Raw genomic sequence first — 23,786 nt, 5'->3', positions numbered from 1 at the left:
TCTCGTTCGAGATGGCCGACAGCGTCTTCTCGTCGGCGCGGCGAATGATCGGCGTGATCAGCCGCCGGGGATCGACACGGCAACGCCCACATCGGCGTGTCTGTGCTTTACCATGGCGCTCTCGGTCCACGAGACATTCGCCTCCGGCACCATGGCAAGCGCCTTGGCGTGGGCTTGATCACCATGTCGTTGACCGACAGCTTGTAAGCCGGCTTCTCGCCATCCTCGGTTTTCACCTTCGGCGCGGCTTCGTTCAACTGCTTGCGCAGTGCCAGAAGCGCGTCGATCTCGCAATCGAGCGTCAGGTAGAAATGCGGGATGGTGGACTTGGCCTCGACCAGACGCCGCGCGATGGTCTTGCGCATGCTGTCATGCGGGATCAGCTCGTAAGAACCTTCCTCGAACAGTTTCATGACCTGGTCGTCGGACATGGCCGGCTGGACCGGAGCGGCAGAAGGTGCGGCAGCGGCTGCCTTCGCACCGCCATCCTTGCCAGCGGCTTCCACATCGGCCTTGACGATCCGGCCCTTCGGGCCCGAACCTGAAAGCGCTGCAAGATCAAGCCCGGCTTCCTTCGCCAGACGGCGCGCGAGCGGTGAGGCGAACACACGCTCGCCATCACCGGACGGTGCTGGTTTCGCTTCAGCCGGTTTTGCCTCGGGAGCTTCTTCCTTTGCAGGCTTTTCCAGCTTCGATTCAGACTTGGGCTCCGGCTCAGGGTCGGATCCGCCCTCGGCCGCTTTCGCCGCCGCGCCGGCATCCTCTCCTTCTTCGGCGAGAACCGCGATCAGCGCATTCACCTTCACGCCTTCAGTGCCTTCCGGCACCACCAGTTTCGCAACGGTGCCCTCGTCGACCGCTTCCACTTCCATGGTCGCCTTGTCGGTCTCGATCTCGGCGATCACGTCGCCCGGCGCGACGCTGTCGCCCTCCTTGACCATCCATTTGGCGAGATTGCCCTCCTCCATCGTTGGCGAAAGGGCAGGCATGGTGACTTTGATCGGCATGGTATCCTCCCCCTTAGCTGCGATAGGAAACGGCTTTCACCGCCTCGACCACTTCGGCGACATTTGGCAGCGCGAGCTTTTCAAGGTTCGCCGCATAAGGCATCGGCACATCCTTGCCCGCAACCGTGATCACCGGCGCGTCGAGATAGTCAAACGCCCGCTGCATCACCTGGCTGGCGATATGCGCGCCGACCGAAGACTGCGGGAACCCTTCCTCGACCGTCACCAGACGGTTCGTCTTCTTCACCGAAGCGATCACCGTATCAAGGTCCATCGGGCGGATCGTGCGCAGGTCGATCACCTCCACGTCGATCCCCTCACCCGCCAGCTCTTCAGCCGCCTTCACCGCATAGGTCATGCCGATGCCGAAGGAAACGATGGTGGCGTCCCTGCCTTCCTTGTGGATGCGCGCCTTGCCGATCGGCAGCACGAAGTCATCCATCTTCGGAACGTCAAAACTCTGGCCGTAGAGAATCTCGTTTTCGAGGAAGATCACCGGGTTCGGATCGCGAATCGCGGCCTTCAAAAGCCCCTTCGCGTCGGCTGCCGTATAAGGCATCACCACCTTGAGCCCCGGGATATGCCCATACCAGGCCGCATAGCACTGCGAATGCTGGGCGGCCACGCGGGCAGCCGCCCCGTTCGGTCCGCGGAACACGATGGGCGCACCCATCTGGCCGCCGGCCATATAGAGCGTCTTGGCTGCGGAGTTCACGATCTGGTCAATCGCCTGCATGGCGAAGTTGAACGTCATGAATTCGACGATCGGCTTCAGCCCGGCAAAGGCCGCACCAACGCCGACGCCGGCAAAGCCGTGCTCGGTGATCGGTGTGTCGACCACGCGCTTGTCGCCGAACTCCTGCAAGAGCCCCTGCGTCACCTTGTAGGCGCCCTGATATTCGGCCACCTCTTCACCCATGACGAAAACGTCGCCGTCACGGCGCATTTCCTCGGCCATGGCGTCGCGCAGCGCCTCGCGCACGGTGGTCGAAACCATTTCCGTGCCTTCGGGAATGTCCGGGTCCGCCGCGATTTTCACCTCGGGCGCCGCCGGCACGGAACCACCGGACTTTTCTTCCGGTTCAGCCTTCGTGGCGCTGTCATCGGCAACCTTTGTCTCTTCGGCAGCCTGCTTTGATGCTGCCTTGTCGAGATCGGCCTCGCTTTCGCCATCTGCCAGCAGCACGGCGATCGGCGTATTCACCTTCACGCCTTCGGTACCTTCGGAGATCAGGATTTTTCCGAGCGTGCCTTCGTCCACGGCTTCCACTTCCATGGTCGCCTTGTCGGTTTCGATCTCGGCGATCACGTCACCGGGCGCGACGGCATCGCCTTCCTTTTTGATCCATTTGGAAAGATTGCCCTCTTCCATGGTCGGAGAGAGCGCGGGCATGAGAATTTCGGTTGGCATGTCGGCCCTCCCCTCAAAGCAGAATGTCGGTGTAGAGTTCAGACACATCCGGTTCCGGATCCGTCTGCGCGAATTCGGCCGAATCGCCGACGATCTCGCGCACCTCCTTGTCGATGGCCTTCAGTTCGTCTTCATCAGCCCATTTGTTCGCCATGAGACGCTGCTTCACCTGCTCGATCGGGTCGTGATCCGAGCGCATTTTCTGCACTTCATCCTTGGAGCGGTATTTTGCCGGGTCAGACATGGAATGGCCGCGATAGCGATATGTCTGCATTTCCAGAATGATCGGCCCCTTGCCCGAACGGCACCAGTCCACGGCCAGATCGCCTGCAGCCTTCACCGCGCGCACATCCATGCCATCCACCTGGATGCCCGGAATCTTGAAGGAAAGACCGCGATGGGAGAAGTCGGTTTCCGCCGATGAGCGCGCCACTGCCGTGCCCATGGCATAGCGGTTGTTCTCGATGATGTAGACCACCGGCAGCTTCCACAGCGAGGCCATGTTGAAGCTCTCATAGACCTGGCCCTGATTGGCAGCACCGTCGCCGAAATAGGTGATCGAAACGCTGTCGTCGCCGCGGTAGCGGTTGGCAAAGGCCAGCCCCGTGCCCAGCGGCACCTGCGCGCCCACGATGCCATGGCCGCCATAAAACTTCTTCTCCTTGGAGAACATGTGCATGGAGCCACCCTTGCCCTTGGAGTAGCCATTGCGGCGCCCCGTAAGCTCGGCCATCACGCCGCGCGCTTCCATGCCTGTTGCGAGCATGTGACCATGATCGCGATAACCGGTGATCACCTGGTCGCCGTCCTTCATGCTCATCTGCATGCCGACGACAACAGCCTCCTGACCGATATAGAGATGACAGAAGCCGCCGATGAGGCCCATGCCATAGAGCTGGCCGGCCTTTTCCTCGAAACGACGGATCAGAAGCATTTCACGATAGGCGTGAAGCTCCTGCTCTTTGTCGAAATCTTCTGGCTTTGGGGGTTTGGGTGCCTGAACGGCAGCCCCTGCCGCTCCTTTTTTGGTCGAGCGTGACCTCGCGGCACTTGTCTTGCTTGCGGCTCGCGCCATGCCTTTACTCCCTAGCTGACATTCCGGGGAATTTGTGCAACGGTGGAGCCTGGCAAAGGTTGCGCCATGAGCCTCCCGTCATCTCCCGCTTATGGTAGATGAAGCTAGCACGTGGAACACAATTCGGCCATTCAAAATCCGCATAGCTGCCATGCAGCTAAATGCTTGGATTTTCACATCTTATCGTTGATTAAGTGAAATTCAGTTAATTTACTGACCGGCACCGATGAGGACAATCACCTCATTCTCCCGGGCCAGATTCAGCGCCCGGCGCGCCTGCTCATCGAGCATGTCTTTCTCGAGGCTGCCATCGTTCACCAGTGCAACCCGATGCTCCAGCTCCTGGCGCTTGGCGACAAGGGCGTCAAGCCGCTCCTGAGCTTCCGCGATACGGGTCTCAAGCCTGTATTTCGAGTAGATGCCATAATCGCCATTGTAGCATGAAAGCCGAAATAGGCGAGAAACAGCCCCGTGATCGTCGGAACGATCAGACGGCCAGTGTTGCGGCGTTTGTGATGACGTGTCCACATGCGGAAAAAACCCTTCTCCCGCATGTGACCATATGTTGCTTAAAGGACCGTTATTTCCCTACGGTCACCTGCAAACTTTATCCGCGCAGGATCGATTTTCCGGCGTAGCGCGCCTGCGGACCGAGCTCTTCCTCGATGCGGATAAGCTGGTTGTACTTCGCCGTCCGGTCCGAACGTGCCAGCGAGCCGGTTTTGATCTGCCCGCAATTGGTGGCAACGGCCAGATCCGAAATGGTCGAATCCTCGGTCTCGCCGGAGCGGTGCGACATCACCGCCGTGTAGCCGGCCTTGTGCGCCGTCTCCACTGCGTCGAGCGTTTCCGTCAGCGTGCCGATCTGGTTCACCTTGACGAGGATCGAATTGCCGATGCCCATCTTGATGCCGTCGCGCAGGCGCGCGGAATTGGTCACGAACAGATCGTCACCCACGAGCTGCGCCTTGTTGCCCACCAGATCGGTCAGAATCTTCCAGCCTTCGAAATCGTCTTCCGACATGCCGTCTTCGATGGAGATGATCGGATAGTTGCCGACGAGCTTCGCAAGGTATTCGGCCTGCGCCTTGCCGTCGCGCGTCTGGCCTTCGCCCTCGTAGACATACTTGCCTTCCTTGAAGAACTCGGTCGCGGCGCAGTCGAGCGCGATGCCCACATCCTCGCCCGGCTTGTAGCCGGCCTTCTCGATCGAGGCGAGAACGAAGTCGAGCGCATCTTCAGCACTCTTCAGGTTCGGAGCAAATCCGCCTTCGTCGCCCACATTGGTGTTGTGGCCGGCGTCTTTCAGGCCCGCTTTCAGCGTGTGGAAGATTTCCGAGCCCCAGCGCACGGCCTCACGAATGGACGACGCGCCGATCGGCATCACCATGAATTCCTGGAAGTCGATCGGGTTGTCGGCATGCGCGCCGCCATTGACGATGTTCATCATCGGCACCGGCAGGACATGCGCGGAGGCCCCGCCCACATAGCGGTAGAGCGGCAGGTTGGAGGTCTCGGCGGCAGCCTTTGCCACCGCAAGCGAAACACCGAGGATCGCGTTTGCGCCAAGGCGGCTCTTGTTGGGCGTGCCATCGAGATCGATCATTGCCTGGTCGATCTGCATCTGGTTTTCTGCCTCGAGCCCGCTCAGGGTTTCGAAAATCTCGCCGTTGACCGCATCGACCGCCTGTTCGACGCCCTTTCCGAGATAGCGCTTGCCGCCGTCGCGCAGCTCCACGGCTTCATGCGCGCCGGTGGAGGCGCCCGAAGGCACGGCGGCGCGGCCCATGGAGCCGTCTTCCAGAACCACATCGACTTCGACGGTCGGGTTGCCCCGGCTGTCCAGTATTTCGCGTCCGACAATGTCGAGAATGGCAGTCATTTTAACTCTCTCTGATCTGGAGGTTGGTTCCGGCAGTGTTTACCGGAAGGAACGGCTCGCGCCTGTCTTAGCGCAGGCACGTGAAAACTCAATGTCGTGAGCGGGGTCAGTTCGCCTTGGCAATGCGGTCAAAGGCCATCAGGCGCTCAAGAAGTCCCTTCATCTCGTGGAGCGGCACCATATTGGGACCGTCAGACGGCGCATTGTCGGGATCCTGATGTGTTTCCATGAAAACACCGGCAACGCCGACCGCAACGGCAGCGCGCGCAAGCGTTTCCACAAATTCTCGCTGACCGCCGGACGAACCTCCACGGCCTCCGGGCTGGGCGACCGAATGCGTCGCATCGAAGATGACCGGTGCGCCCATAGCCGCCATCTGCGGCAGGCCGCGCATGTCCGAGACAAGCGTGTTGTAGCCAAACGAGGTACCCCGCTCGGTCGCCATCACATTTGGATTGCCAGAATCCGTCACCTTCGAGATGACATTTTCCATATCCCACGGCGCCAGAAACTGCCCCTTCTTGACGTTCACCACCTTGCCGGTCTGCGCCGCCGCGATCAGGAGATCGGTCTGGCGGCAAAGGAATGCCGGGATCTGCAGCACATCGACCACTTCGGCGACAATCCCGCACTGTTCCTCTGTGTGAACGTCCGTAATCACTGGGACATCGAATTCCTTGCGAATGTCGGCGAAGATCGGCATGGCCGCATCCAGCCCCGCCCCGCGCTTCCCGGAGAGTGATGTGCGGTTGGCCTTGTCGAAACTGCTCTTGTAGACGAGCCCGATGCCCAGTTCGTCCGTGATTTCCTTGAGCGCACCTGCCATATCGAACGCGTGCTGACGCGTTTCCATCTGGCATGGACCGGCGATCACCGCCAACGGAGCATCATTGCCGAAAACGACCTTGCCGACCGTCACACGAGGATTGGGTTTCATGGGGAAGACTCCTCAAAGACAAACACGGCACCCTGCCCTGCCGCCGGCGGCACGATGACCGCACCGTCATGTTCGGCAAACAGAACCTGTCGCACCTTCAAATGGTCGCGCAGTCCGGCCAGATCCAGGCATTGGAAAACGATTGCAGCCAGATCGAACCGGCCGGACGCCGGCACCCGGTCTAGGCCATATCTGGTTTTGTAAATATCCGGCGTAATCACCGTCAGCTCGGCATTGGCAAGCTTCAGCACGATCTCTTCGGTCGCCGGTATCTGGTGCCTTTCACCGGAGAACGCGTCGAGAAAGCCCGCATAGTCATCTGGAGCGGCGGCGAGCATGACGATCCGCGCGGTTCCCGTCACGCCGTTGGCATGAGTTTCGAGCGCACCGCGGCCTGCAGCCGGTAAGTTCACGCGCTGGCACGTGAAGAAGAAATGGCCGTTGGCGTTTTCCGGTGCGGCAAAGGCCAGGCGGAACGAAGCCGTGGCTTCGCGCCCATCGACATCGCGGAAGGGGCGCGAGAAGGAGAGCGGGCTTCCAGCGGAAATTCCCGCACCAGCAAAGCGTGCATGATCTTCATCTGCGTCCGTGGTTCCAAGAACCACGGCGGAAAACCCCTCATCGCCGAATTGTTTACGAAACACGCTGTCGCGCTGGACGAAAACATTGCCTGCGGATTCCGCCTTCCGCGCGGCCTGCGGCGCGACCCGGCTCAAGGGTTCGAGATAGGACCCATCTGCGAAGAAGACGCAGCAATTGCCGGTGCCGAAAGGGTGCGCGGCATCCGCTGCCACAGTGAAGCCGAGCGCTTCCAGACGTCCGCGCGCAACCGCCAGATCGGCGGTTGGCAACACACAATGATCGAGGCTGCGATCGATGCTGCGCGGAAATCGCATCTTGTCTTCAGATACCATGCACCGCATGTGCCCGAAGCCCGGGCGCTTTGCAAGTGCCGAGCCGGGCAAGGAGTGGTTCCCCGCCGGAGCGGCGGGGAAACGAGATCACACGAGGCGCGACTGCTCTACAGCTGCTTCAATGAAAGAAGCAAAGAGCGGATGCGGCTCAAAGGGCCGGCTCTTGAGCTCGGGGTGATACTGCACGCCGATGAACCAGGGATGATCGGGATACTCGACCGTCTCCGGCAGTACGCCGTCCGGTGAAAGACCGGCAAAGACCAGTCCGCACTCTTCGAGCTTCTGACGATAGCCGATATTCACCTCATAGCGATGGCGGTGACGCTCGGAAATTTCTTCCGAACCATAGATCGCCGCAATCTTGGAGCCTTCGACAAGTTTGGATTCATAGGCGCCGAGACGCATCGTGCCGCCGAGATCGCCGGAGGCCGTGCGCTTCTCGAGCATGTTGCCCTTGAGCCACTCGGTCATCAGACCGACAACCGGCTCGCTGGTCGGGCCGAACTCCGTGGAAGAAGCCTTTTCGATCCCGGCCAGAGACCGGGCCGCCTCGATACAGGCCATCTGCATGCCGAAGCAGATGCCGAAATACGGCACCTTGCGTTCGCGTGCGAACTTGGCCGCAAGGATTTTGCCCTCCGCGCCACGCTCGCCGAAGCCACCGGGCACCAGAATGCCATGCACCTTCTCAAGCCACGGAGCAGGATCTTCCTTCTCGAAGATTTCCGCCTCGATCCATTCGAGCTTCACCCGAACCCGGTTTGCCATGCCGCCATGCGAAAGCGCCTCGATCAGCGACTTGTAGGCGTCTTTCAGTCCGGTGTATTTGCCGACAACGGCAATCGTGACCTGACCTTCGGGATTGTGAATGCGGTCGGCAACCTCGTCCCAGCGCTCCATGCGCGGTTTCGGCGCCGGATCGATACCGAAAGCGGCCAGCACTTCCGAATCGAGCCCTTCCTCGTGATAGGCTATCGGCACATCGTAGATATGCGCCACATCGAGCGCCTGAATGACGGCTGATTCGCGCACATTGCAGAACAGCGACAGCTTGCGCCGTTCTTCGGCGGGGATTTCCCGGTCTGCGCGCACCAGAAGGATGTCAGGAGCAATGCCGATGGACCGCAATTCCTTCACGGAATGCTGCGTCGGCTTGGTCTTGAGTTCGCCCGCCGCCGGTATCCAGGGCATCAAGGTCAGATGCACATAGACCGCGTTGCCGCGCGGCAGTTCGTTGCCGAGCTGGCGAATCGCCTCAAGGAACGGCATCGCCTCGATGTCGCCGACGGTTCCGCCGATTTCACACAGAACGAAATCGTAGTCGTCATTGCCTTCGAGGACGAACTGCTTGATCTCGTCGGTAACGTGCGGGATCACCTGCACCGTGGCGCCCAGATAGTCGCCACGACGCTCTTTTTCCAGAATGTTCTGGTAGATCCGGCCTGTGGTGATGTTGTCCTGCTTGTTGGCCGAACGCCCGGTAAAGCGCTCATAATGGCCAAGGTCCAGGTCGGTTTCGGCACCGTCATCGGTGACGAAAACCTCACCGTGCTGATAGGGCGACATCGTGCCCGGATCAACATTCAGGTAGGGATCGAGTTTACGGATGCGAACGCGGTACCCACGGGCCTGTAACAGCGCGCCAAGGGCCGCTGCTGCAATGCCTTTTCCGAGGGAGGAGACCACGCCGCCGGTTATGAAAACATATCGCGCCATGGGACTCATCGCTTAACCGGACACAGGCGATTCCGCCAGCAAAAAATAACGAGACGCAAATCTTTTTGCGCACCGCGGTGAATAAGTTCTGCGATTGGCAAAGCCGGTCGCAGCTAAGGCGACCGGTCAACCTCGCGGCACGGAGCTTACTGCCCCGTGGGAACCTGATCTTCAGGATTGGCGTCAGCCGGAGCCGAAGGCTCCTCGGTGGGAGCAGAGGCGCCCGCACCGCCAAGCTGGTCGAGAACGCCACCCGAACCTTCCGTCTGCTCGCTTCCGGCAGGGATACGGTCCAGAATGTCCGTCGGGCTCGCGCCGTAGCGGGCGATCAGCGACAGGGCCAGCGATGTCGCGAAGAACGCGGCCGCCAGAATGGCCGTCGTGCGCGTCAGGGCATTGGCCGCGCCGCGCGCGGACATGAAACCGGAACCGCCGCCGATGCCAAGCCCGCCACCCTCGGAGCGTTGCATGAGGACGACGCCAACCAGCGCGACCACGACGATCAGATGAATGACGATGATAACGGTCTGCATGTTTCCTTCCGGCTCTCCGGCTCGAAGCATCCGCCTCAATGCGGACGCGGCTCATTACACGGCTTTTGCCGATTTTCCAAGACCGCTCACAATCCGTGTCCTGGCACCTGCATGTTTTTCCAGAAAACGGGACCATACGCACCCGTTTTGCGGAGTTTATGACGGTTTTCGGTCAAACCGGCCGGAATTCCCGAATTCCCGTCAAACCCCATCTCACATAGGCGCTTGCGGCTGTAACGCAAGCGTTTTCTCTGCCTCAGACCGGACAGGCAGCCGCAATCGCCAGAAAATCCACCGCCTTCAGACTCGCCCCGCCGACAAGCGCGCCGTCACATGCTCTACCGAAAGCAGTTCCGTCGCGTTGCCCGGTTTGACCGACCCTCCATAAAGAAGCCGCATCGTCCTGGCCTCTTCTCCCAAAAGCTTTTCCAGCTCGCCACGGATGTGCCTGTGCGCTTCGGCAACGTCCTCAACCGTTGGCGTCAAGCCGGTCCCAATGGCCCAGACCGGTTCATATGCAACCACCGTGTTCTTCGCCTGTGCGCCTTTGGGAACGGACCCGAGAATTTGCCGTGAGAGGACCGAAAGCGTTTCGCCCGCTTCACGCTCCGCCTTTGTCTCGCCGATACAAATCACCGCCGTCAGTCCGGCACGCCAGGCGGCTTCCGCCTTGTCGGACACGAGGGCGTCAGTTTCGCCGTGATCCGTGCGGCGTTCCGAATGGCCGACGAGAACATGGGTCGCGCCCGCATCCGCCAGCATTTCGGCCGAAACATCGCCGGTATGCGCACCGGATGCCGCCGTGTGGCAATCCTGCCCGCCGAGATGAACCCTGCCGCCCAGCGCATCCCGCGCCAGCATCATCAGCGTTGCCGGCACGCACAGAAGAGCTTCGGCGCCGTTGAACGTTCCCTCGCCTATGGCCTTCAATTCGCCAGCATCGGCGCTCAAACCGTTCATTTTCCAATTGCCTGCGATCAGGGGGCGAATTCCGGGCGTCATGGGCGGTGTCCTCAACAAAACCAAACTCGGCAGCCTCCCTAGCAAAAACGCGGGCTGATGCAAAAGCAATTGGGACGGCAATTCCCACTCCGCTATCGACACTCGGCGTCTGGGACGCTATTGCGCTTCGTTGGGAACACTGCCCCAATACACCAAGGAACTTCGGAAAAGCCATGCTCGACAGTCTGAGAAACGCCGCCTCCACCTGGATCGCCAAGTTGCTCCTTGGCTTGCTTGTCGTGAGCTTTGCTGTCTGGGGTATTTCCGGCCAGGTTCTGAATGACCAGTCCCGCAACGTTCTGTCCGCCGGCAGCTCCTCGGTTTCCATGCTGGATTTCCGGCTTGCCTATGACCGGCAGATCAACGCTCTTTCGCAACAGCTTGGAACCCGCGTCACGCGCGAGCAGGCTGTCGCCTTCGGTCTGGACGATCAGGTGCTGCAGCAGCTTGCAGCCGGCGCTTTGCTGGACGAAGAGGCCAGCCGGCTTGGCCTTGGCCTCTCGGGTGACAAGCTCGCCCAGTTGACCGCGGACGACCCGGCATTCCGCGGGCCCGATGGCCGTTTCGACCGCCAGCAGTTCGATTTCGTGCTGCGCCAGATCGGCATGCGCCCCGAGGACTATCTGAAGAACCGTGAGCAGGTGGCCATTCGCCAGCAGATTGTCGAAGCCGCGACAGACGGCATGAACGTCCCGGATGAGCTGTTCAAGAATCTTGCGCTCTATCGTGGCGAAGACCGCACCGTCGAATATCTCGCCGTGCCGCGGGCTCTTGTTGAACCAGTCGCACAGCCGGACGATGCCACGCTGCAGGCATGGTTCGATGAGCGCAAGGACGCCTATGCCGCCCCCGAATATCGCAAGTTCAGCTATGTGAAGCTTGAACCCTCCGATATCGCGGACCCGGAAGGCATTTCCGATGCGCAGGTGCAGAAGGCCTATGAAGATCTGCGCGATCGCTACACGACACCGGAGAAGCGCACGATTGACCAGATCGTGTTTTCGGACCGTGCTGCGGCTGAAGCCGCGCTCAAAGACCTGCTGGACGGCAAGAGTTTTGCAGACGTGGCAACGGCTGCCGGCAAAAGCAGCTCGGACATCGCCCTTGGCACGCTCGCCCGCAGTGACGTTGCAGACGATGCTGTCGCCGATGCGGCGTTCTCGCTCGAAGCAAACCAGTTCAGCGATGTGATCGACGGGGCTTTTGGACCCGTCATTATCTATGTCTCGGACATCCAGTCTGAGGTTGTGCAGCCACTGAGCGAAGTCGAGAGCGAAATCCGCCAGGACCTGGCGCTCGAAGAAGCTGCGCGCGTTCTGCTTGATGTTCATGATTCCTATGAAGACGCCCGCGCAGGCGGCGCTTCCATGGCCGAAGCTGCGGAAAGACTGAAGCTTTCCATGCGGACCATCGAGGCCATCGACGCAAGTGCGCGCCGCCCTGATGGAACCATTGTGGGCGACCTGCCCGTTTCAGCCGAGCTTCTGCGCGAGGTTTTCGAAAGCGAAACCGGTATTGAAAACGCACCGCTTTCCATGGGCGGCAACGGCTTTGTGTTTTATGAGGTCGAGGGCATTACGCCGGAACGCGATCGTTCGCTTGATGAAGTGCGCGATCAGGTCACGCAGGACTGGCTGAAAGCGGAAACGGACCGCCTGCTGGCCGAGCGTGCCTCTGCATTCGCCAAGCGTCTTGAGGAAGGTGCTTCCCTGGAGGAAATCGCGACCGAAATCGGCCAGGAGAAGCTGGTCAAGCGCGGCCTCAAGCGTAATGCCAACGACGCCGACCTAGGCCAGGCCGGTGTTGCGGCGGTGTTCTCCGTTCCGCGTAACGGAACCGGCGTTTTTGCGAATCCGGCTGGCGACGGCCAGTTCCTGTTCAGGGTCACGGAAGTGTTCGAGCCGGCCAGCGCGACGGCAGAGAGCATTCCCGACAATCAGCGCGCCACGATGCGTTCGGCACTTGCCGATGACCTGCTCGACCAGATGGTTGCGCGCCTGCAGGGCAAATATCCGGTTACGGTGAACCGGGCGGCCATGCAGGAAGCCCTGAGTTTCTGAGGCGGCAGATGAACGGATTCAAAACCTACATCGCCAAGGCCGCTTCCAGCGCCTCCCTGAGTTTTGACGAGGCGAGGCAGGCTTTCGACATCATGATGTCGGGCGATGCGACGCCAAGCCAGATCGGCGGTTTTCTCATGGCTCTGCGCGTGCGCGGCGAGACCGTGGAAGAGATTTCCGGCGCGGTGGCAACCATGCGCGACAAGATGCTGCCGGTCTCTGCTCCCGATGATGCGGTGGACATCGTCGGCACAGGCGGCGATGCCTCCGGCTCTTACAACGTTTCTACCTGCTCGGCCTTCATCGTTGCGGGTGCCGGCGTGCCCGTCGCCAAGCACGGCAACAGGGCGCTCTCTTCGCGGTCCGGTGCGGCTGACACGCTGGCTGCCCTTGGCATCAATATCGAGCTGACCCCGCAGGAGATCGCCGATTGCATCGACGAAGCGGGGCTGGGTTTCATGTTTGCGCCCGCCCATCACTCGGCCATGCGTCACGTCGGGCCATCCCGCGTTGAGCTCGGGACCCGCACGATCTTCAATCTTCTCGGGCCGCTTTCCAATCCGGCGGGTGTCCGCCGCCAGCTTGTGGGCGTGTTCGCACCGGAATGGGTGGCGCCGATCGCCCACGTGCTCAAACAGCTGGGCACAGAATCCGCATGGGTCGTTCACGGCGCCGGGCTGGATGAGATGACCACCGCCGGGACGACGCAGGTTGCGGCGCTCGAGGGCGGTGAAATCCGCCATTTTGAGATCATGCCCGAGGATGTCGGCTTGAAGCGGGTCACGATGGCGGATCTGAAAGGCGGCGAAGCGGCGTACAATGCCAGGGCGCTGAAAGCGGTTCTGGAAGGCGAGAAAAACGCCTACCGCGATATCTGCCTGTTGAATTCGGGTGCGGCGCTGGTTGTCGCAGGACGCGCAAAGACCCTGAAGGATGGCATGAAGCTGGCCGCTGAATCGCTTGACCATGGGCATGCGCTGGCCACCCTGAATCAGCTGATCGAGGTTTCAAACAGGGGAGCCCCGAGCGGTGACGACTGATATTCTACGCAAAATCGAAGCCTATAAGCGCGAGGAGATCGCTGCGGCCAAGACCACCACGCCCCTGCCCGATCTTGTTGCCAGAGCACGCGACGTCGAGGCACCGCGCGGCTTCGCCGATGCGCTTCTTCACAAACAGGCGACCGGCCGCTTTGGGCTTATTGCCGAAATAAAGAAGGCGAGCCCGTCGCGCGGGCTCATTCGCGCAGATTTCGACCCTCCCCGACTGGCCGCGGCCTATGAAGACGGCGGTGCCGCATGCCTTTCCGTGTTGACCGACGGACCTTCCTTTCAGGGTGCGCCTGCGTTTCTCGAAGCTGCCCGCTCAGCATGCGCGCTGCCGGCGCTGCGCAAGGATTTCCTGTTCGAACCCTATCAGGTTTATGAAGCGCGCAGCTGGGGGGCGGACGCCATCCTGATCATCATGCCAGCGTTTCGGACGATGAAGCCCGGGCCCTTGAGGATACGGCCCTCGAACTCGGCATGGACTGCCTGATCGAGGTCCACGACGAGCGTGAGCTGGAGCGGTCTCTCGAGCTTTCGTCACGCCTCATCGGTATCAACAATCGCAATCTGCGCACCTTTGAAACAAGCCTTGAAACCAGCGAACGGCTGGCCCCACGCGTGCCTGAAAACCGGCTGGTGGTTGGCGAGAGCGGCATCTTCACCAATGAAGATTGCCGTCGCCTGGCGCGTGCCGGCATGAACACCTTTCTGGTCGGCGAAAGCCTGATGCGGCAGGAGGATGTCGCAGGCGCGACCCGTGCCCTGCTGGGGCTCGACACGGCAAATCCGGCAGGCTGAACGATGAGTGATGAAACCGGAAAGCTCACGCATATCGGCGCTTCCGGAGAAGCGCATATGGTGGATGTGAGCGGCAAGCAGGAAAGCCGCAGGGAGGCCGTCGCCGAAGGCGCTGTCGTCATGCAGGCGCAAACGCTGGAAGCCATCCTTTCAGGCAATGCCAAGAAGGGCGATGTGCTTGCCACCGCGCGCATAGCCGGCATCATGGGCGCCAAGAAGACATCTGACCTCATTCCGCTATGCCATCCGCTGGCACTTTCCAAAGTGGTGGTGGAAATCGAGGCGGATAACGCGCTGCCCGGCCTGAGAGTGCGAGCCCGTGTGCGGGTGACCGGCCAGACCGGGGTTGAAATGGAAGCGCTGACGGCCGTCTCCATCACCTGCCTGACCATATACGACATGGCAAAGGCGCTGGATAAGGGAATGATCATCAGAGACGTTCGCCTTCTGGAAAAGACCGGCGGCAAATCCGGCGACTGGCGCGCACCGGAGCCTTCGACATGACGCTTCTGCCGGTGGATGAGGCTCTGGAGCGCATTCTCGACGGCGTGAAGGCCCTGCCCGGTGAAATGGTGCCGATCGAAGAGGCGGACGGACGTGTTCTGGCCACCCCGCTTTCGGCGATGCGCACACAGCCGCCTTTCGACGCGTCGGCCATGGATGGTTACGCCGTGCGGGCTGCGGATGTCGAAACACCGCGTGCGGTGCGGTTGCGGGTGATCGGGGAATCGGCTGCCGGCAATCGGTTTCACGGCGCGGTCGGCGCTGGCGAGGCCGTTCGCATCTTCACCGGAGCGCCGGTGCCGGAAGGCGCCGATACGGTTCTCATTCAGGAAAATGCCGATCTTCAGGATGATGGCAGCATCGAAGCAACGAGCACGGTGGCCAGCGGGCGCCACATCCGCAGGGCCGGGCTCGATTTTGTCGAAGGCGATGTCGTTCTTGAACAGGGGCGCCGGCTCGGGCCGGCCGGTGTCGGTCTCGCCGCTGCCGCCGGCCATGCGATGCTTTCGGTAACCGAGCGTCCGCTGGTTGCCATCATCGCCACGGGCGATGAGCTGGTGCGACCGGGCGAAACCTGCGGCCCCGATCAGATCGTGGCTTCCAACGGGTTCGCCATTGGGGCTCTTGGCAAAAGCGAAGGGGCCCGGATCCTCGATCTCGGCATTGTCGGCGACGACAGCGCCGCGATCACCGCCGCAGTGCAAAGGGCCGCCGCGGCGGGGGCGCATGTGCTTGTAACCCTTGGCGGCGCTCCGTGGGGGCTCGCGATCTGGTGCGGCAAGCCCTGCTTGATGCCGGCATGTCGCTCGACTTCTGGAAGATCGCCATGCGCCCGGGCAAGCCGCTCATGTTTGGCCGGCTGGAACATCGGAACAGCCGAAACCCAGGTTCCACTTCCCGGCCCGATACCACCGGAACCATGCGGGTGCTTGGCCTTCCCGGCAATCCGGTCTCAAGCCTTGTCTGCGCCCATCTTTTCCTGCGCCCGCTTGTTGCCCGCCTTGGCCAGCGTAGCCATACGCCGGATCTGCGCGCAGCGGTTCTGGCAAGTGCCCTGCGCGAGAATGACGATCGCCGCGACTATATCCGCGCTTCGGTCGCTTCCGGCCCGGAAGGCTGATCGCAACGCCCTTTTCGCTGCAGGATTCCTCCATGCTGACCACCCTGGCCGCGGCCAATGCGCTTATCGTGCGCGAACCAGGCGCGCGGCTGCCGAGCCGGGTTCACGCTGCCGCGTTCTGATGCTGGCATAGCCTCCAGGTATCCGCCGGAGAGCGGCGCTGCAGGGTAGGAAAAATCGGGACCGAGGACCTTACCCGTTCCCGCGGCCGGGAATGGGCAGCGTCACCTCTCTTCCGCCAAATCCATGAACGGAATCGCGTGCGCGAATGGTGACATGGGTCAGCCCGTCAGGCAGTGACACGCCAGAGAGGCCGCGGGTAAATGGCTGTTCGTCTACATGCGGGTGCAGGAGTTTGCGTGACCCGAGGACATTGCCGGCATCGTCGAGCACGTCCCATTGATCCGCGTAGTGCTCCCACCCCTCGTCTGCATGTTCCACGGTGACGTCGAAGCGGTATGTGCCGCCGGTTTCGGCGGAGACTTTCACGTCGACGACATCCGCTTCACCGGCCATCACCGCTGGTGTGAACGCCGCGAACACGATTGAAAATGCGAAAAACCCGGCGCGCCATGCCCGGCTACCATGGAGACGTCCATGGATCGGGGCGGCACTGCCGGGTTTCAACACGACCCTGTTCCCGATCAGAACGGGATTTCGTCGTCGAGGTTCTGCGAGTAACCGCCTCCGCCGCCGCCGCTGTCGGCAGGGCCGGACTGGCCGAAGTCGGAGCTGCGATTGCCGCTGCCGCCACCATAGCCGACCTGACTGTCACCGCCCTGCCCGCGCGTGTCGAGCATCTGCAGTTCGCCGCGGAATTTTTGCAGCACGACTTCGGTCGTGTAACGCTCCTGACCGTTCTGGTCGGTCCATTTGCGCGTCTGGAGCTGGCCCTCGATATAGACCTTGGCGCCCTTCTTCAGATACTGCTCGGCAACCTTGGCGAGATTGTCGTTGAAAATCACCACATTATGCCATTCGGTACGCTCACGCCGCTCGCCCGACTGGCGATCACGCCATGTTTCCGATGTGGCAATCCGCATGTTGACCACCGGATCGCCGGAATTGAGCCGGCGAATTTCCGGGTCGGCGCCCAGATTTCCCACCAGAATGACCTTGTTGACGCTGCCCGCCATAACGCTTCTCCACGCTTGTCCGAAATCTGCCGCGCACCTTATCGCAAGCGGAACTGCCGCGCGCTCTTCGCCTTTGCCCGCTCCGCTGTCGTCCACAGCTCATTTGTTCTTATTATGTTCACATTCGACGAACATCTGTCAATGCCTTCAAGGGCGCCGTCCGGGGCACCTTCCGCGGCCTCCTGCGCGATGCTTCGGTCCGGCATTGCAAGGAAAAGCCCCGCCGCCTTCTGGTCGCGCGGGGCTTCGGGTCTTCTGACCCTCCATACCGGGAATGGTTTACCGGTGTCGTCAGGCAGGGCGGTTTCACCAACCCTGTCTTCAAGTAAATCTGATTTTCGGGGGCAGCCAGCCGCCAGCGTTGTCATGCCTGCCGGCGAATGCGTTCTCCAGAAACGTCATGCGCCATGGACCGGAACCGAAACACATGCGTCGCGCCATGCGCCGAATGCGTAGCGGACCGATCAGCCAGCTGTGGCTTCGCGATCGAGGCGAAGCCTGGTGGATCGGTCAGGTGGATTCATGCCTTCCTCCTTCTTCGCGTTTCGGACATTTGCTCGGCGTCAGCGTGCTCAAGCGGCGATGCGCAGCCGATGCGCCCACCGGCGCCTCCTGAGAGTGCTCAAAAGCCGCGAGCGCTGACCGGGGCATACTGCGCCTTCGGGTTTCGCCGGTCAAGCGAATGGCCCGCCATGCCAGCAAATGTGATCGCCTGTAACGAACCGTACGCTCCTGCCAGAATTGTCAGGAGAACGTTCGGTCTTTGTTCTTTTTGCTTGCCCATCAGCCGGGCAAGCGTGTTAAAGGAAGAATATGCGCCCTTCCGCTCGTTGAGTGGTATTGGCGTATCTGCGGCGAAGCGATACCGGCTGGCGTCATCCCTGGCGCTGCGGTCGACATTTGCGTGCCGCTTCCTACATGATGCACGGACCGGCATGCTGCCGGCCAATCCGGTTTCTCAAGACAGGCAGCGACGGGGCATGCCAGAACACAAGTCCATTACCATTCGCGGTGCGCGCGAGCACAATCTGAAGAATGTCGATCTCGACCTGCCGCGCGAGAAGCTGATCGTCATGACCGGCCTGTCGGGCTCCGGCAAGTCGTCGCTCGCCTTCGACACGATCTATGCCGAGGGGCAGCGACGCTATGTGGAGAGCCTTTCGGCCTACGCGCGCCAGTTCCTGGAAATGATGCAGAAGCCGGATGTCGACCAGATCGACGGGCTTTCTCCGGCCATTTCCATCGAGCAGAAAACAACGTCGAAGAACCCGCGCTCCACCGTCGGCACGGTGACGGAGATTTACGACTATATGCGCCTGCTCTTCGCGCGTGTGGGCGTGCCCTATTCACCGGCCACGGGCCTGCCCATCGAGAGCCAGACAGTGAGCCAGATGGTGGACCGGGTGATGGCACTGGAGGAAGGCACGCGGCTTTATGTGCTCGCTCCCATCGTGCGCGGGCGCAAGGGCGAATACCGCAAGGAGATGGCCGAACTCCAGAAGAAAGGCTTTCAGCGCGTCAAGGTGGACGGCACGTTCTATGAGATCGCCGAGGTGCCGGCACTCGACAAGAAATACAAACATGACATCGATGTGGTGGTGGACCGCGTCGTGGTGCGCGACGACCTGGCGACCCGGCTGGCGGATTCGCTCGAAACCTGCCTAAAACTCGCCGAAGGGCTGGCGATTGCCGAATTTGCCGACAGGCCGTTGTCCGACGAGGCGACCGCAAAGGGTGGCGGGGCCAACAAGTCGAAGAACGAGACGCATGAGCGCATCGTCTTTTCGGAAAAATTCGCCTGCCCCGTCTCCGGCTTCACGATTCCGGAAATCGAGCCGCGGCTTTTCTCGTTCAACAACCCGGCGGGCGCCTGCCCGACCTGCGACGGGCTCGGCAGCCAGCGCGCCATCGATCCGAATCTGGTGGTGCCGGACGACAATGCGATCCTGCGCGAAGGGGCAATTGCACCCTGGGCGAAATCGACCTCGCCCTATTATCTGCAGACGCTGGAGGCGCTTGGCCGCGAATACGGATTCAAGGTGGGCGACCGCTGGCGCGACCTGCCGGCCGACGGGCAGGATGCGATCCTGAATGGCACGGGCGAGAAGAAGATCATCTTCGACTATGATGACGGCCTGCGCAGCTACCGAACCACAAAACCCTTCGAGGGTGTCGTGGTCAATCTCCAGCGCCGCTGGAAGGAGACCGAATCGGCCTGGATGCGCGAGGAGATCGAGCGCTACATGTCGGCCCATCCCTGCCCGGCGTGCGGCGGACACCGCCTGAAGCCCGAGGCGCTGGCGGTGAAGATCGACGGTCTGCATATCGGTCAGGTCACCGAAATGTCGATCCGCAAGGCGGGTGCATGGTTCGAGGATCTGCCTGAGCATCTCAATGACAAGCAGAACGAGATCGCGGTCCGCATCCTGAAGGAGATCCGCGAGCGGCTGCGCTTTCTCAACGATGTGGGCCTCGACTATCTGACGCTTTCGCGCAATTCGGGCACGCTTTCGGGCGGCGAGAGCCAGCGCATCCGGCTTGCCTCACAGATCGGTTCCGGCCTGACCGGCGTTCTTTATGTGCTCGACGAGCCGTCCATCGGCCTGCATCAGCGCGACAATGACCGGCTTCTCGCAACGCTTAGACATCTGCGCGATCTCGGCAATACGGTGATCGTGGTCGAGCATGACGAGGACGCCATTCTGACGGCCGACCATGTGGTCGACATCGGCCCTGCCGCTGGCGTCCACGGTGGGCAGATCATCGCCGAAGGCACGCCGCGCGACATCATGGCCAGCCCAGCTCCATCACCGGCAAATATCTGACCGGTGCGATGGGGATCAAGATGCCCGAGCAGCGCCGCGAAATCCCGAAGAAGCGCCGCATCCGCGTCGTGGGCGCGCGCGGAAACAATTTGAAGGATGTGACGGCGGAAGTGCCGCTCGGCACGTTTTCCTGTGTCACCGGCGTTTCCGGTGGCGGCAAATCCACGCTTCTGATCGAGACGCTGTTCAAGTCCGCCTCACGCCGTATCATGGGCTCGCGCGAACAGCCCGCCGAGCATGACAGGATCGAAGGGCTCGAACATCTCGACAAGGTGATCGACATCGACCAGTCGCCGATCGGGCGCACGCCCCGGTCCAACCCGGCCACCTATACCGGCGCGTTCACGCCGATCCGCGACTGGTTTGCCGGCCTGCCGGAAGCCAAGCGCGCGGCTACCAGCCCGGGCGCTTCTCGTTCAACGTCAAGGGCGGCCGCTGCGAGGCCTGCCAGGGCGACGGCGTCATCAAGATCGAGATGCATTTTTTGCCGGATGTCTACGTCACCTGCGATGTCTGCCATGGCAAGCGCTACAACCGCGAGACGCTCGAAGTCACCTTCAAGGGCAAGTCGATTGCCGATGTGCTGGAAATGACGGTGGATGAAGGCGTGGAGTTTTTCGCGGCCGTTCCTGCCGTGCGCGACAAGCTGGTCACGCTCGCCCGCGTCGGTCTTGGCTATATCCATATCGGCCAGCAGGCCACCACACTTTCAGGCGGCGAGGCGCAGCGCATCAAGCTTGCCAAGGAACTGTCGAAACGGGCCACGGGCCGCACGCTCTACATTCTGGACGAGCCGACCACGGGCCTGCATTTCCACGATGTGGCAAAGCTGCTTGAAGTGCTGCATGAACTGGTCGACCAGGGCAACACGGTCGTGGTGATCGAGCACAATCTCGAAGTCATCAAGACCGCCGACTGGATCCTCGATCTGGGTCCCGAAGGCGGCGACGGCGGCGGCGAACTCGTCGCCTCGGGCTCCATCGACGACGTGATGGCCGAGCCGCGCAGCTATACCGGCAAATTCCTGAAAGAACTTCTCGAACGCCGGCCCGCCGGCAAGGCACAGGCAGCGGAGTAAACTGATGACCACAGGCACCATTCGCGCCGGCATGGGCGGCTGGACGTTTCAGCCATGGGAAGGCACGTTCTATCCCGACGACCTGCCGAAGAAGCGACAGCTCGAATTTGCCTCACGGCAGGTGCCGACAATAGAGGTGAACGGCACCTATTACGGCAGCCAGAAACCGGCCACCTATGCCAAATGGGCAAGTGAGGCGCCGGATGGGTTTGTCTTTTCACTCAAGGGAAACCGCTTCGTGACGAACCGCAAGGTTCTCTCGGAAACATCTGAATCTCTTGAAAAATTTCTTGGATCGGGCATTTCCGAGATCGGCGAGAAGCTGGGCCCGCTGGTCTGGCAGTTCGCGCCGACGAAAAAGTTCGATCCCGAGGATTTCGAGGGTTTTCTGAAACTGCTGCCGCACGAGCGCGACGGCGTGCCTCTCCGACATGTTCTGGAGGTACGCAACGAGACCTTCTGTACACCGGAATTTCCTCAGCTTGTGCGCAAATACGGTGCGGCAGTCTGCTATGCGCATCACAACACTTACCCAGAGATCGCCGACGTGACCGGCGATTTCGTCTATGCCCGCCTGCAGCGCGGTGAGGACGACATCCCGACCGCATATCCTCCCGACGAGCTCGGTGGATGGGCGAAGCGCGCGAGGCTCTGGGCCGCGGGCGGACAGCCGGGCGACCTGCCCCTAATGGACCCGGCCTTCACGCCGGAGACAAAGCCGCGCGACGTGTTCGTCTATTTCATCCATGAAGGAAAGATTCGCGCGCCGCATGCCGCCAGGGCTTTCATGGAGCGTGCAGGCTAGATCGCCGTGCGTCCACCCGGACGCACAAAGGACGATCTAAATTATGGATGGAGTATCGGAATAGCCCGAAAGCTGGATTCCACTTTTCGGTCCGATGCTCTGGCTCATGTCTGCGTGATTTTATGAGTTGCCTTTGGTGTTCGCTCTAAAACGCTAATTTTGCTTATGTTTGTTCGCTTCTTTGGGAGCGTTCCGCGTGCGTTTGTATGGGCCGAGCCCGCGGGCAGCGCGTGAAAACTGGCGCTGCACATGCCATGGCCGATGGGGATCGCTGATCGCATAAGCGATGTTGAACAGAAGCGCGTCACGCCCCTTTCGTTCAATGCGTATCTCGGCACTGCCCCGACGGGCCAGGTCACGCGCCGTGATTGTCTGCGCGCCATCGGCCCCGCAGGCCGATCGATGCGCGCATCATTGATGACGACGAGATCGGCGGCTCCGCACAGTTCACGAAAAGACCGTCTCGGCATCGCTGCATCCGTTTTCCTTACATGGCCGATAATCGCTCCGCTTTCGTGGCGCAGGACGCAAATGGCGTCGTTGCACAGGAAATGATGCGCTGACGCCCGGGCAATGAGTTCGGCAGTGCTCGCGCCGCTCAACCCGTCCGGTTTCCGGACAGTTTCGGTGCCTTCTGCGCGCAGCCAGTTCTCCAGCGAAAACGCATTGGGACGCTTTCGATTGACGGCGAGCGCGCCATCCTGTGTGCGTACCGCCACGAGGCGTGCGTCTTCGGAGACAAGGACGTCAGGCAGACTGCGCGTCGCTATGAGAAAAAACCCCATCGCCAGGAACGGCAATGCGGCAATCCTCAACCTCGTCGTGGTCATGGTGAGAACAACGAGTGCCGCTGTCAGGCTCAGTGTGGCGCCAAGCGGTATCGCCCCGGTCGCATCGATGGGGGTCCGCTCAGAGAACCATCGCGCGATGCTCATGACGGTGGAAATGCCCCACTCCATCACGGCCAGCGGCCACCCATCGAGATTGAGCGGCATGGTCGCAATTGCGGCGACGGCCGAGGGCATCACCACCAGGGAAACGACAGGCATCGCCGCCAGATTGGCGCCGAGGGCCAACGGCGAGGCCCGCTGAAAGTGCCAGACGCCATAAAGCGTTGTTGCGGTGCCGGCGATCAGGGATGTGAGCGCAATTCCGCCAATGGACAGGAGAACGAGATGGATGAGCTTCGCAGCACCTCTCCGCTCGACATATGACTTTCGGGCGAGCCGCTTCTCGCGGTGCGCGTTCCACGCCGCATAGCCTGCGATCAGGGCGGCCGTTGCCGAGAAAGACATCTGGAAGCCCGGCCCGACCACCTCATGTGGCGTCGTGATGATCACCGCCAGTGCCGCAACCGCGAGATTGCGCATGGTCAGGGCAGCGCGGTCGAACAGCAGCGCCAGCAGCATGACCGCCAGCATGAGAAAGCTGCGCTGCGCCGCCACTCCGCTGCCGGAAACAAGCAGATAGAAGAAGCAGACGAGCAGCGCCGCTGCGGCGGCGTACTTGCGCACGGGATGGCGTGAAGAAAAACCCGGAAAGAGGGCAAAGCCCAGCCTTGCGGCACCGATGACCGTGAAAGCTGCAAGCGCCATGTGCAACCCCGAAATGGCGAGGACATGCGCAAGCCCTGCGCGGCGCAGGTCTTCATTATAGGCTTCTGGGATGCCGCCCCTCATGCCGGTGATCAAGGCGGCTGCAACCTCGCCTTCGGCCCCGCCCACCCGCTCGCGCAGCCTCGCGGCCAGGCTTTCCCGCAGTCCCTGCAGGCTGGACGACATCCGCTGCACCCACTGCCGCGCCCCGGGCAACGGCTCGATCTCCACAGGTTCGGGATCACGCATGAAAAAGCCAACGGCCCCGAGGCCGTCAAAATAGCTCTCGAAAGAAAAATCATAGGCGTGCGGCCGCACCGGCCCCGAGGGCGTCACTCAGGC

General features: G+C 61.5%; 15 protein-coding genes and 6 pseudogenes. 7 read left to right on the top strand and 14 right to left on the bottom strand.

All coding sequences use genetic code 11. The features are described 5' to 3' along the window. From JCM21793_RS26640 to tpiA, 10 genes and pseudogenes are all read right to left on the bottom strand, one after another. Positions 1 to 1,007 (bottom strand): annotated as a pseudogene (locus JCM21793_RS26640) (2-oxo acid dehydrogenase subunit E2); the annotation flags it as partial. Positions 1,008 to 1,020: 13 nt separating this feature from the next. Further along, the gene (locus JCM21793_RS16785; RefSeq protein ID WP_025031102.1) at positions 1,021 to 2,418 is read right to left on the bottom strand and encodes a pyruvate dehydrogenase complex E1 component subunit beta; all 1,398 of its coding nucleotides are present in this window, start codon (positions 2,416 to 2,418) and stop codon (positions 1,021 to 1,023) included. Between the two features lie 13 nt (positions 2,419 to 2,431). Continuing rightward, entirely contained in the window at positions 2,432 to 3,493 is a 1,062-nt protein-coding gene (gene pdhA / locus JCM21793_RS16780; protein WP_025031101.1) for a pyruvate dehydrogenase (acetyl-transferring) E1 component subunit alpha, read from the bottom strand. Between the two features lie 210 nt (positions 3,494 to 3,703). Beyond that, a pseudogene (locus tag JCM21793_RS26635) lies at positions 3,704 to 4,023 on the bottom strand (FtsB family cell division protein). A 77-nt stretch (positions 4,024 to 4,100) separates the two neighbouring features. Further along, positions 4,101 to 5,375, bottom strand: a complete 1,275-nt coding sequence (gene eno, locus JCM21793_RS16770; protein ID WP_007006686.1) for a phosphopyruvate hydratase — start codon at positions 5,373 to 5,375, stop codon at positions 4,101 to 4,103. Between the two features lie 106 nt (positions 5,376 to 5,481). Beyond that, positions 5,482 to 6,312, bottom strand: coding sequence for a 3-deoxy-8-phosphooctulonate synthase (kdsA, locus tag JCM21793_RS16765; RefSeq protein WP_025031100.1), 831 nt, complete (start codon positions 6,310 to 6,312; stop codon positions 5,482 to 5,484). Beyond that, complete coding sequence (locus JCM21793_RS16760) at positions 6,309 to 7,208, bottom strand: VOC family protein (protein ID WP_025031099.1); 900 nt, start codon at positions 7,206 to 7,208, stop codon at positions 6,309 to 6,311. Before JCM21793_RS16760 ends, kdsA begins: the two co-directional genes overlap by 4 nt. A 105-nt stretch (positions 7,209 to 7,313) precedes the next feature. Then, positions 7,314 to 8,942 carry a CTP synthase gene (gene pyrG / locus JCM21793_RS16755; RefSeq protein ID WP_025031098.1) on the bottom strand — a complete coding sequence of 543 codons (1,629 nt, stop codon included), beginning with the start codon at positions 8,940 to 8,942 and terminating at the stop codon, positions 7,314 to 7,316. A gap of 146 nt (positions 8,943 to 9,088) precedes the next feature. Continuing rightward, positions 9,089 to 9,475: a preprotein translocase subunit SecG gene (gene secG / locus JCM21793_RS16750; RefSeq protein ID WP_007006690.1), complete on the bottom strand. Its 387-nt coding sequence runs from the start codon at positions 9,473 to 9,475 to the stop codon at positions 9,089 to 9,091. Between the two features lie 256 nt (positions 9,476 to 9,731). After that, positions 9,732 to 10,477 (bottom strand): annotated as a pseudogene (tpiA, locus tag JCM21793_RS26630) (triose-phosphate isomerase). 173 nt (positions 10,478 to 10,650) lie between these two features. On the opposite strand from tpiA, the gene JCM21793_RS16740 reads away from it, so the two are divergent. The 5 genes and pseudogenes from JCM21793_RS16740 (at position 10,651) to JCM21793_RS26620 (ending at position 16,138) form a co-directional block, all read left to right on the top strand. After that, on the top strand, positions 10,651 to 12,537 hold the full coding sequence (locus JCM21793_RS16740) for a SurA N-terminal domain-containing protein (RefSeq protein ID WP_025031097.1): 1,887 nt from the start codon (positions 10,651 to 10,653) through the stop codon (positions 12,535 to 12,537). An 8-nt stretch (positions 12,538 to 12,545) separates the two neighbouring features. Next, the gene (trpD, locus tag JCM21793_RS16735) at positions 12,546 to 13,577 is read left to right on the top strand and encodes an anthranilate phosphoribosyltransferase (protein WP_025031096.1); all 1,032 of its coding nucleotides are present in this window, start codon (positions 12,546 to 12,548) and stop codon (positions 13,575 to 13,577) included. Then, positions 13,567 to 14,381 (top strand): annotated as a pseudogene (gene trpC, locus JCM21793_RS26625) (indole-3-glycerol phosphate synthase TrpC). Before trpD ends, trpC begins: the two are co-directional and overlap by 11 nt. Positions 14,382 to 14,384: 3 nt before the next feature. Then, positions 14,385 to 14,885 carry a cyclic pyranopterin monophosphate synthase MoaC gene (gene moaC / locus JCM21793_RS16725; RefSeq protein WP_025031095.1) on the top strand — a complete coding sequence of 167 codons (501 nt, stop codon included), beginning with the start codon at positions 14,385 to 14,387 and terminating at the stop codon, positions 14,883 to 14,885. Beyond that, positions 14,882 to 16,138, top strand: a pseudogene (locus JCM21793_RS26620) (molybdopterin molybdotransferase MoeA). Before moaC ends, JCM21793_RS26620 begins: the two are co-directional and overlap by 4 nt. Before the next feature lie 59 nt (positions 16,139 to 16,197). Here the strand turns inward: JCM21793_RS26620 and JCM21793_RS16715 are convergent. The 3 genes from JCM21793_RS16715 to JCM21793_RS29305 form a co-directional block, all read right to left on the bottom strand. After that, a complete protein-coding gene (locus JCM21793_RS16715; protein WP_244439812.1) occupies positions 16,198 to 16,635 on the bottom strand; it encodes a hypothetical protein in 438 nt (145 codons plus the stop codon). A 14-nt stretch (positions 16,636 to 16,649) separates the two neighbouring features. Beyond that, a complete protein-coding gene (locus JCM21793_RS16710) occupies positions 16,650 to 17,141 on the bottom strand; it encodes a single-stranded DNA-binding protein (RefSeq protein WP_025031093.1) in 492 nt (163 codons plus the stop codon). 622 nt (positions 17,142 to 17,763) lie between these two features. Then, positions 17,764 to 18,078 carry a hypothetical protein gene (locus JCM21793_RS29305; protein ID WP_155983465.1) on the bottom strand — a complete coding sequence of 105 codons (315 nt, stop codon included), beginning with the start codon at positions 18,076 to 18,078 and terminating at the stop codon, positions 17,764 to 17,766. A gap of 43 nt (positions 18,079 to 18,121) precedes the next feature. On the opposite strand from JCM21793_RS29305, the pseudogene uvrA reads away from it, so the two are divergent. Further along, positions 18,122 to 21,044, top strand: a pseudogene (gene uvrA / locus JCM21793_RS26615) (excinuclease ABC subunit UvrA). 1 nt (position 21,045) lies between these two features. Further along, a complete protein-coding gene (locus JCM21793_RS16690; RefSeq protein ID WP_025031090.1) occupies positions 21,046 to 21,849 on the top strand; it encodes a DUF72 domain-containing protein in 804 nt (267 codons plus the stop codon). A gap of 104 nt (positions 21,850 to 21,953) precedes the next feature. Here the strand turns inward: JCM21793_RS16690 and JCM21793_RS26610 are convergent, their stop codons facing one another. Continuing rightward, positions 21,954 to 23,693 (bottom strand): ComEC/Rec2 family competence protein, encoded by a 1,740-nt coding sequence (locus JCM21793_RS26610; RefSeq protein WP_244439811.1) that lies wholly within the window; start codon positions 23,691 to 23,693, stop codon positions 21,954 to 21,956. Positions 23,694 to 23,786: the final 93 nt, after the last annotated feature.

Origin of the sequence: Nitratireductor aquibiodomus NL21 = JCM 21793 (assembly GCF_000615975.1) — a bacterium.
GTDB classification, from domain to species: domain Bacteria; phylum Pseudomonadota; class Alphaproteobacteria; order Rhizobiales; family Rhizobiaceae; genus Nitratireductor; species Nitratireductor aquibiodomus.
The sequence above is the reverse complement of the archived record's forward strand: the minus strand, read 5'-3'. Positions and strand labels throughout refer to the sequence as shown.

Excerpts from the sequence above, each read along its gene's own strand:
- JCM21793_RS16785 (WP_025031102.1), bottom strand. The coding sequence starts at position 2,418 with ATGCCAACCGAAATTCTCATGCCCGCGCTCTCTCCGACCATGGAAGAG.
- pdhA (WP_025031101.1), bottom strand. The coding sequence starts at position 3,493 with ATGGCGCGAGCCGCAAGCAAGACAAGTGCCGCGAGGTCACGCTCGACC.
- eno (WP_007006686.1), bottom strand. The coding sequence starts at position 5,375 with ATGACTGCCATTCTCGACATTGTCGGACGCGAAATACTGGACAGCCGG.
- kdsA (WP_025031100.1), bottom strand. The coding sequence starts at position 6,312 with ATGAAACCCAATCCTCGTGTGACGGTCGGCAAGGTCGTTTTCGGCAAT.
- JCM21793_RS16760 (WP_025031099.1), bottom strand. The coding sequence starts at position 7,208 with ATGCGATTTCCGCGCAGCATCGATCGCAGCCTCGATCATTGTGTGTTG.
- pyrG (WP_025031098.1), bottom strand. The coding sequence starts at position 8,942 with ATGGCGCGATATGTTTTCATAACCGGCGGCGTGGTCTCCTCCCTCGGA.
- secG (WP_007006690.1), bottom strand. The coding sequence starts at position 9,475 with ATGCAGACCGTTATCATCGTCATTCATCTGATCGTCGTGGTCGCGCTG.
- JCM21793_RS16740 (WP_025031097.1), top strand. The coding sequence starts at position 10,651 with ATGCTCGACAGTCTGAGAAACGCCGCCTCCACCTGGATCGCCAAGTTG.
- trpD (WP_025031096.1), top strand. The coding sequence starts at position 12,546 with ATGAACGGATTCAAAACCTACATCGCCAAGGCCGCTTCCAGCGCCTCC.
- moaC (WP_025031095.1), top strand. The coding sequence starts at position 14,385 with ATGAGTGATGAAACCGGAAAGCTCACGCATATCGGCGCTTCCGGAGAA.
- JCM21793_RS16710 (WP_025031093.1), bottom strand. The coding sequence starts at position 17,141 with ATGGCGGGCAGCGTCAACAAGGTCATTCTGGTGGGAAATCTGGGCGCC.
- JCM21793_RS29305 (WP_155983465.1), bottom strand. The coding sequence starts at position 18,078 with ATGCCGGTCCGTGCATCATGTAGGAAGCGGCACGCAAATGTCGACCGC.
- JCM21793_RS26610 (WP_244439811.1), bottom strand. The coding sequence starts at position 23,693 with ATGCGTGATCCCGAACCTGTGGAGATCGAGCCGTTGCCCGGGGCGCGG.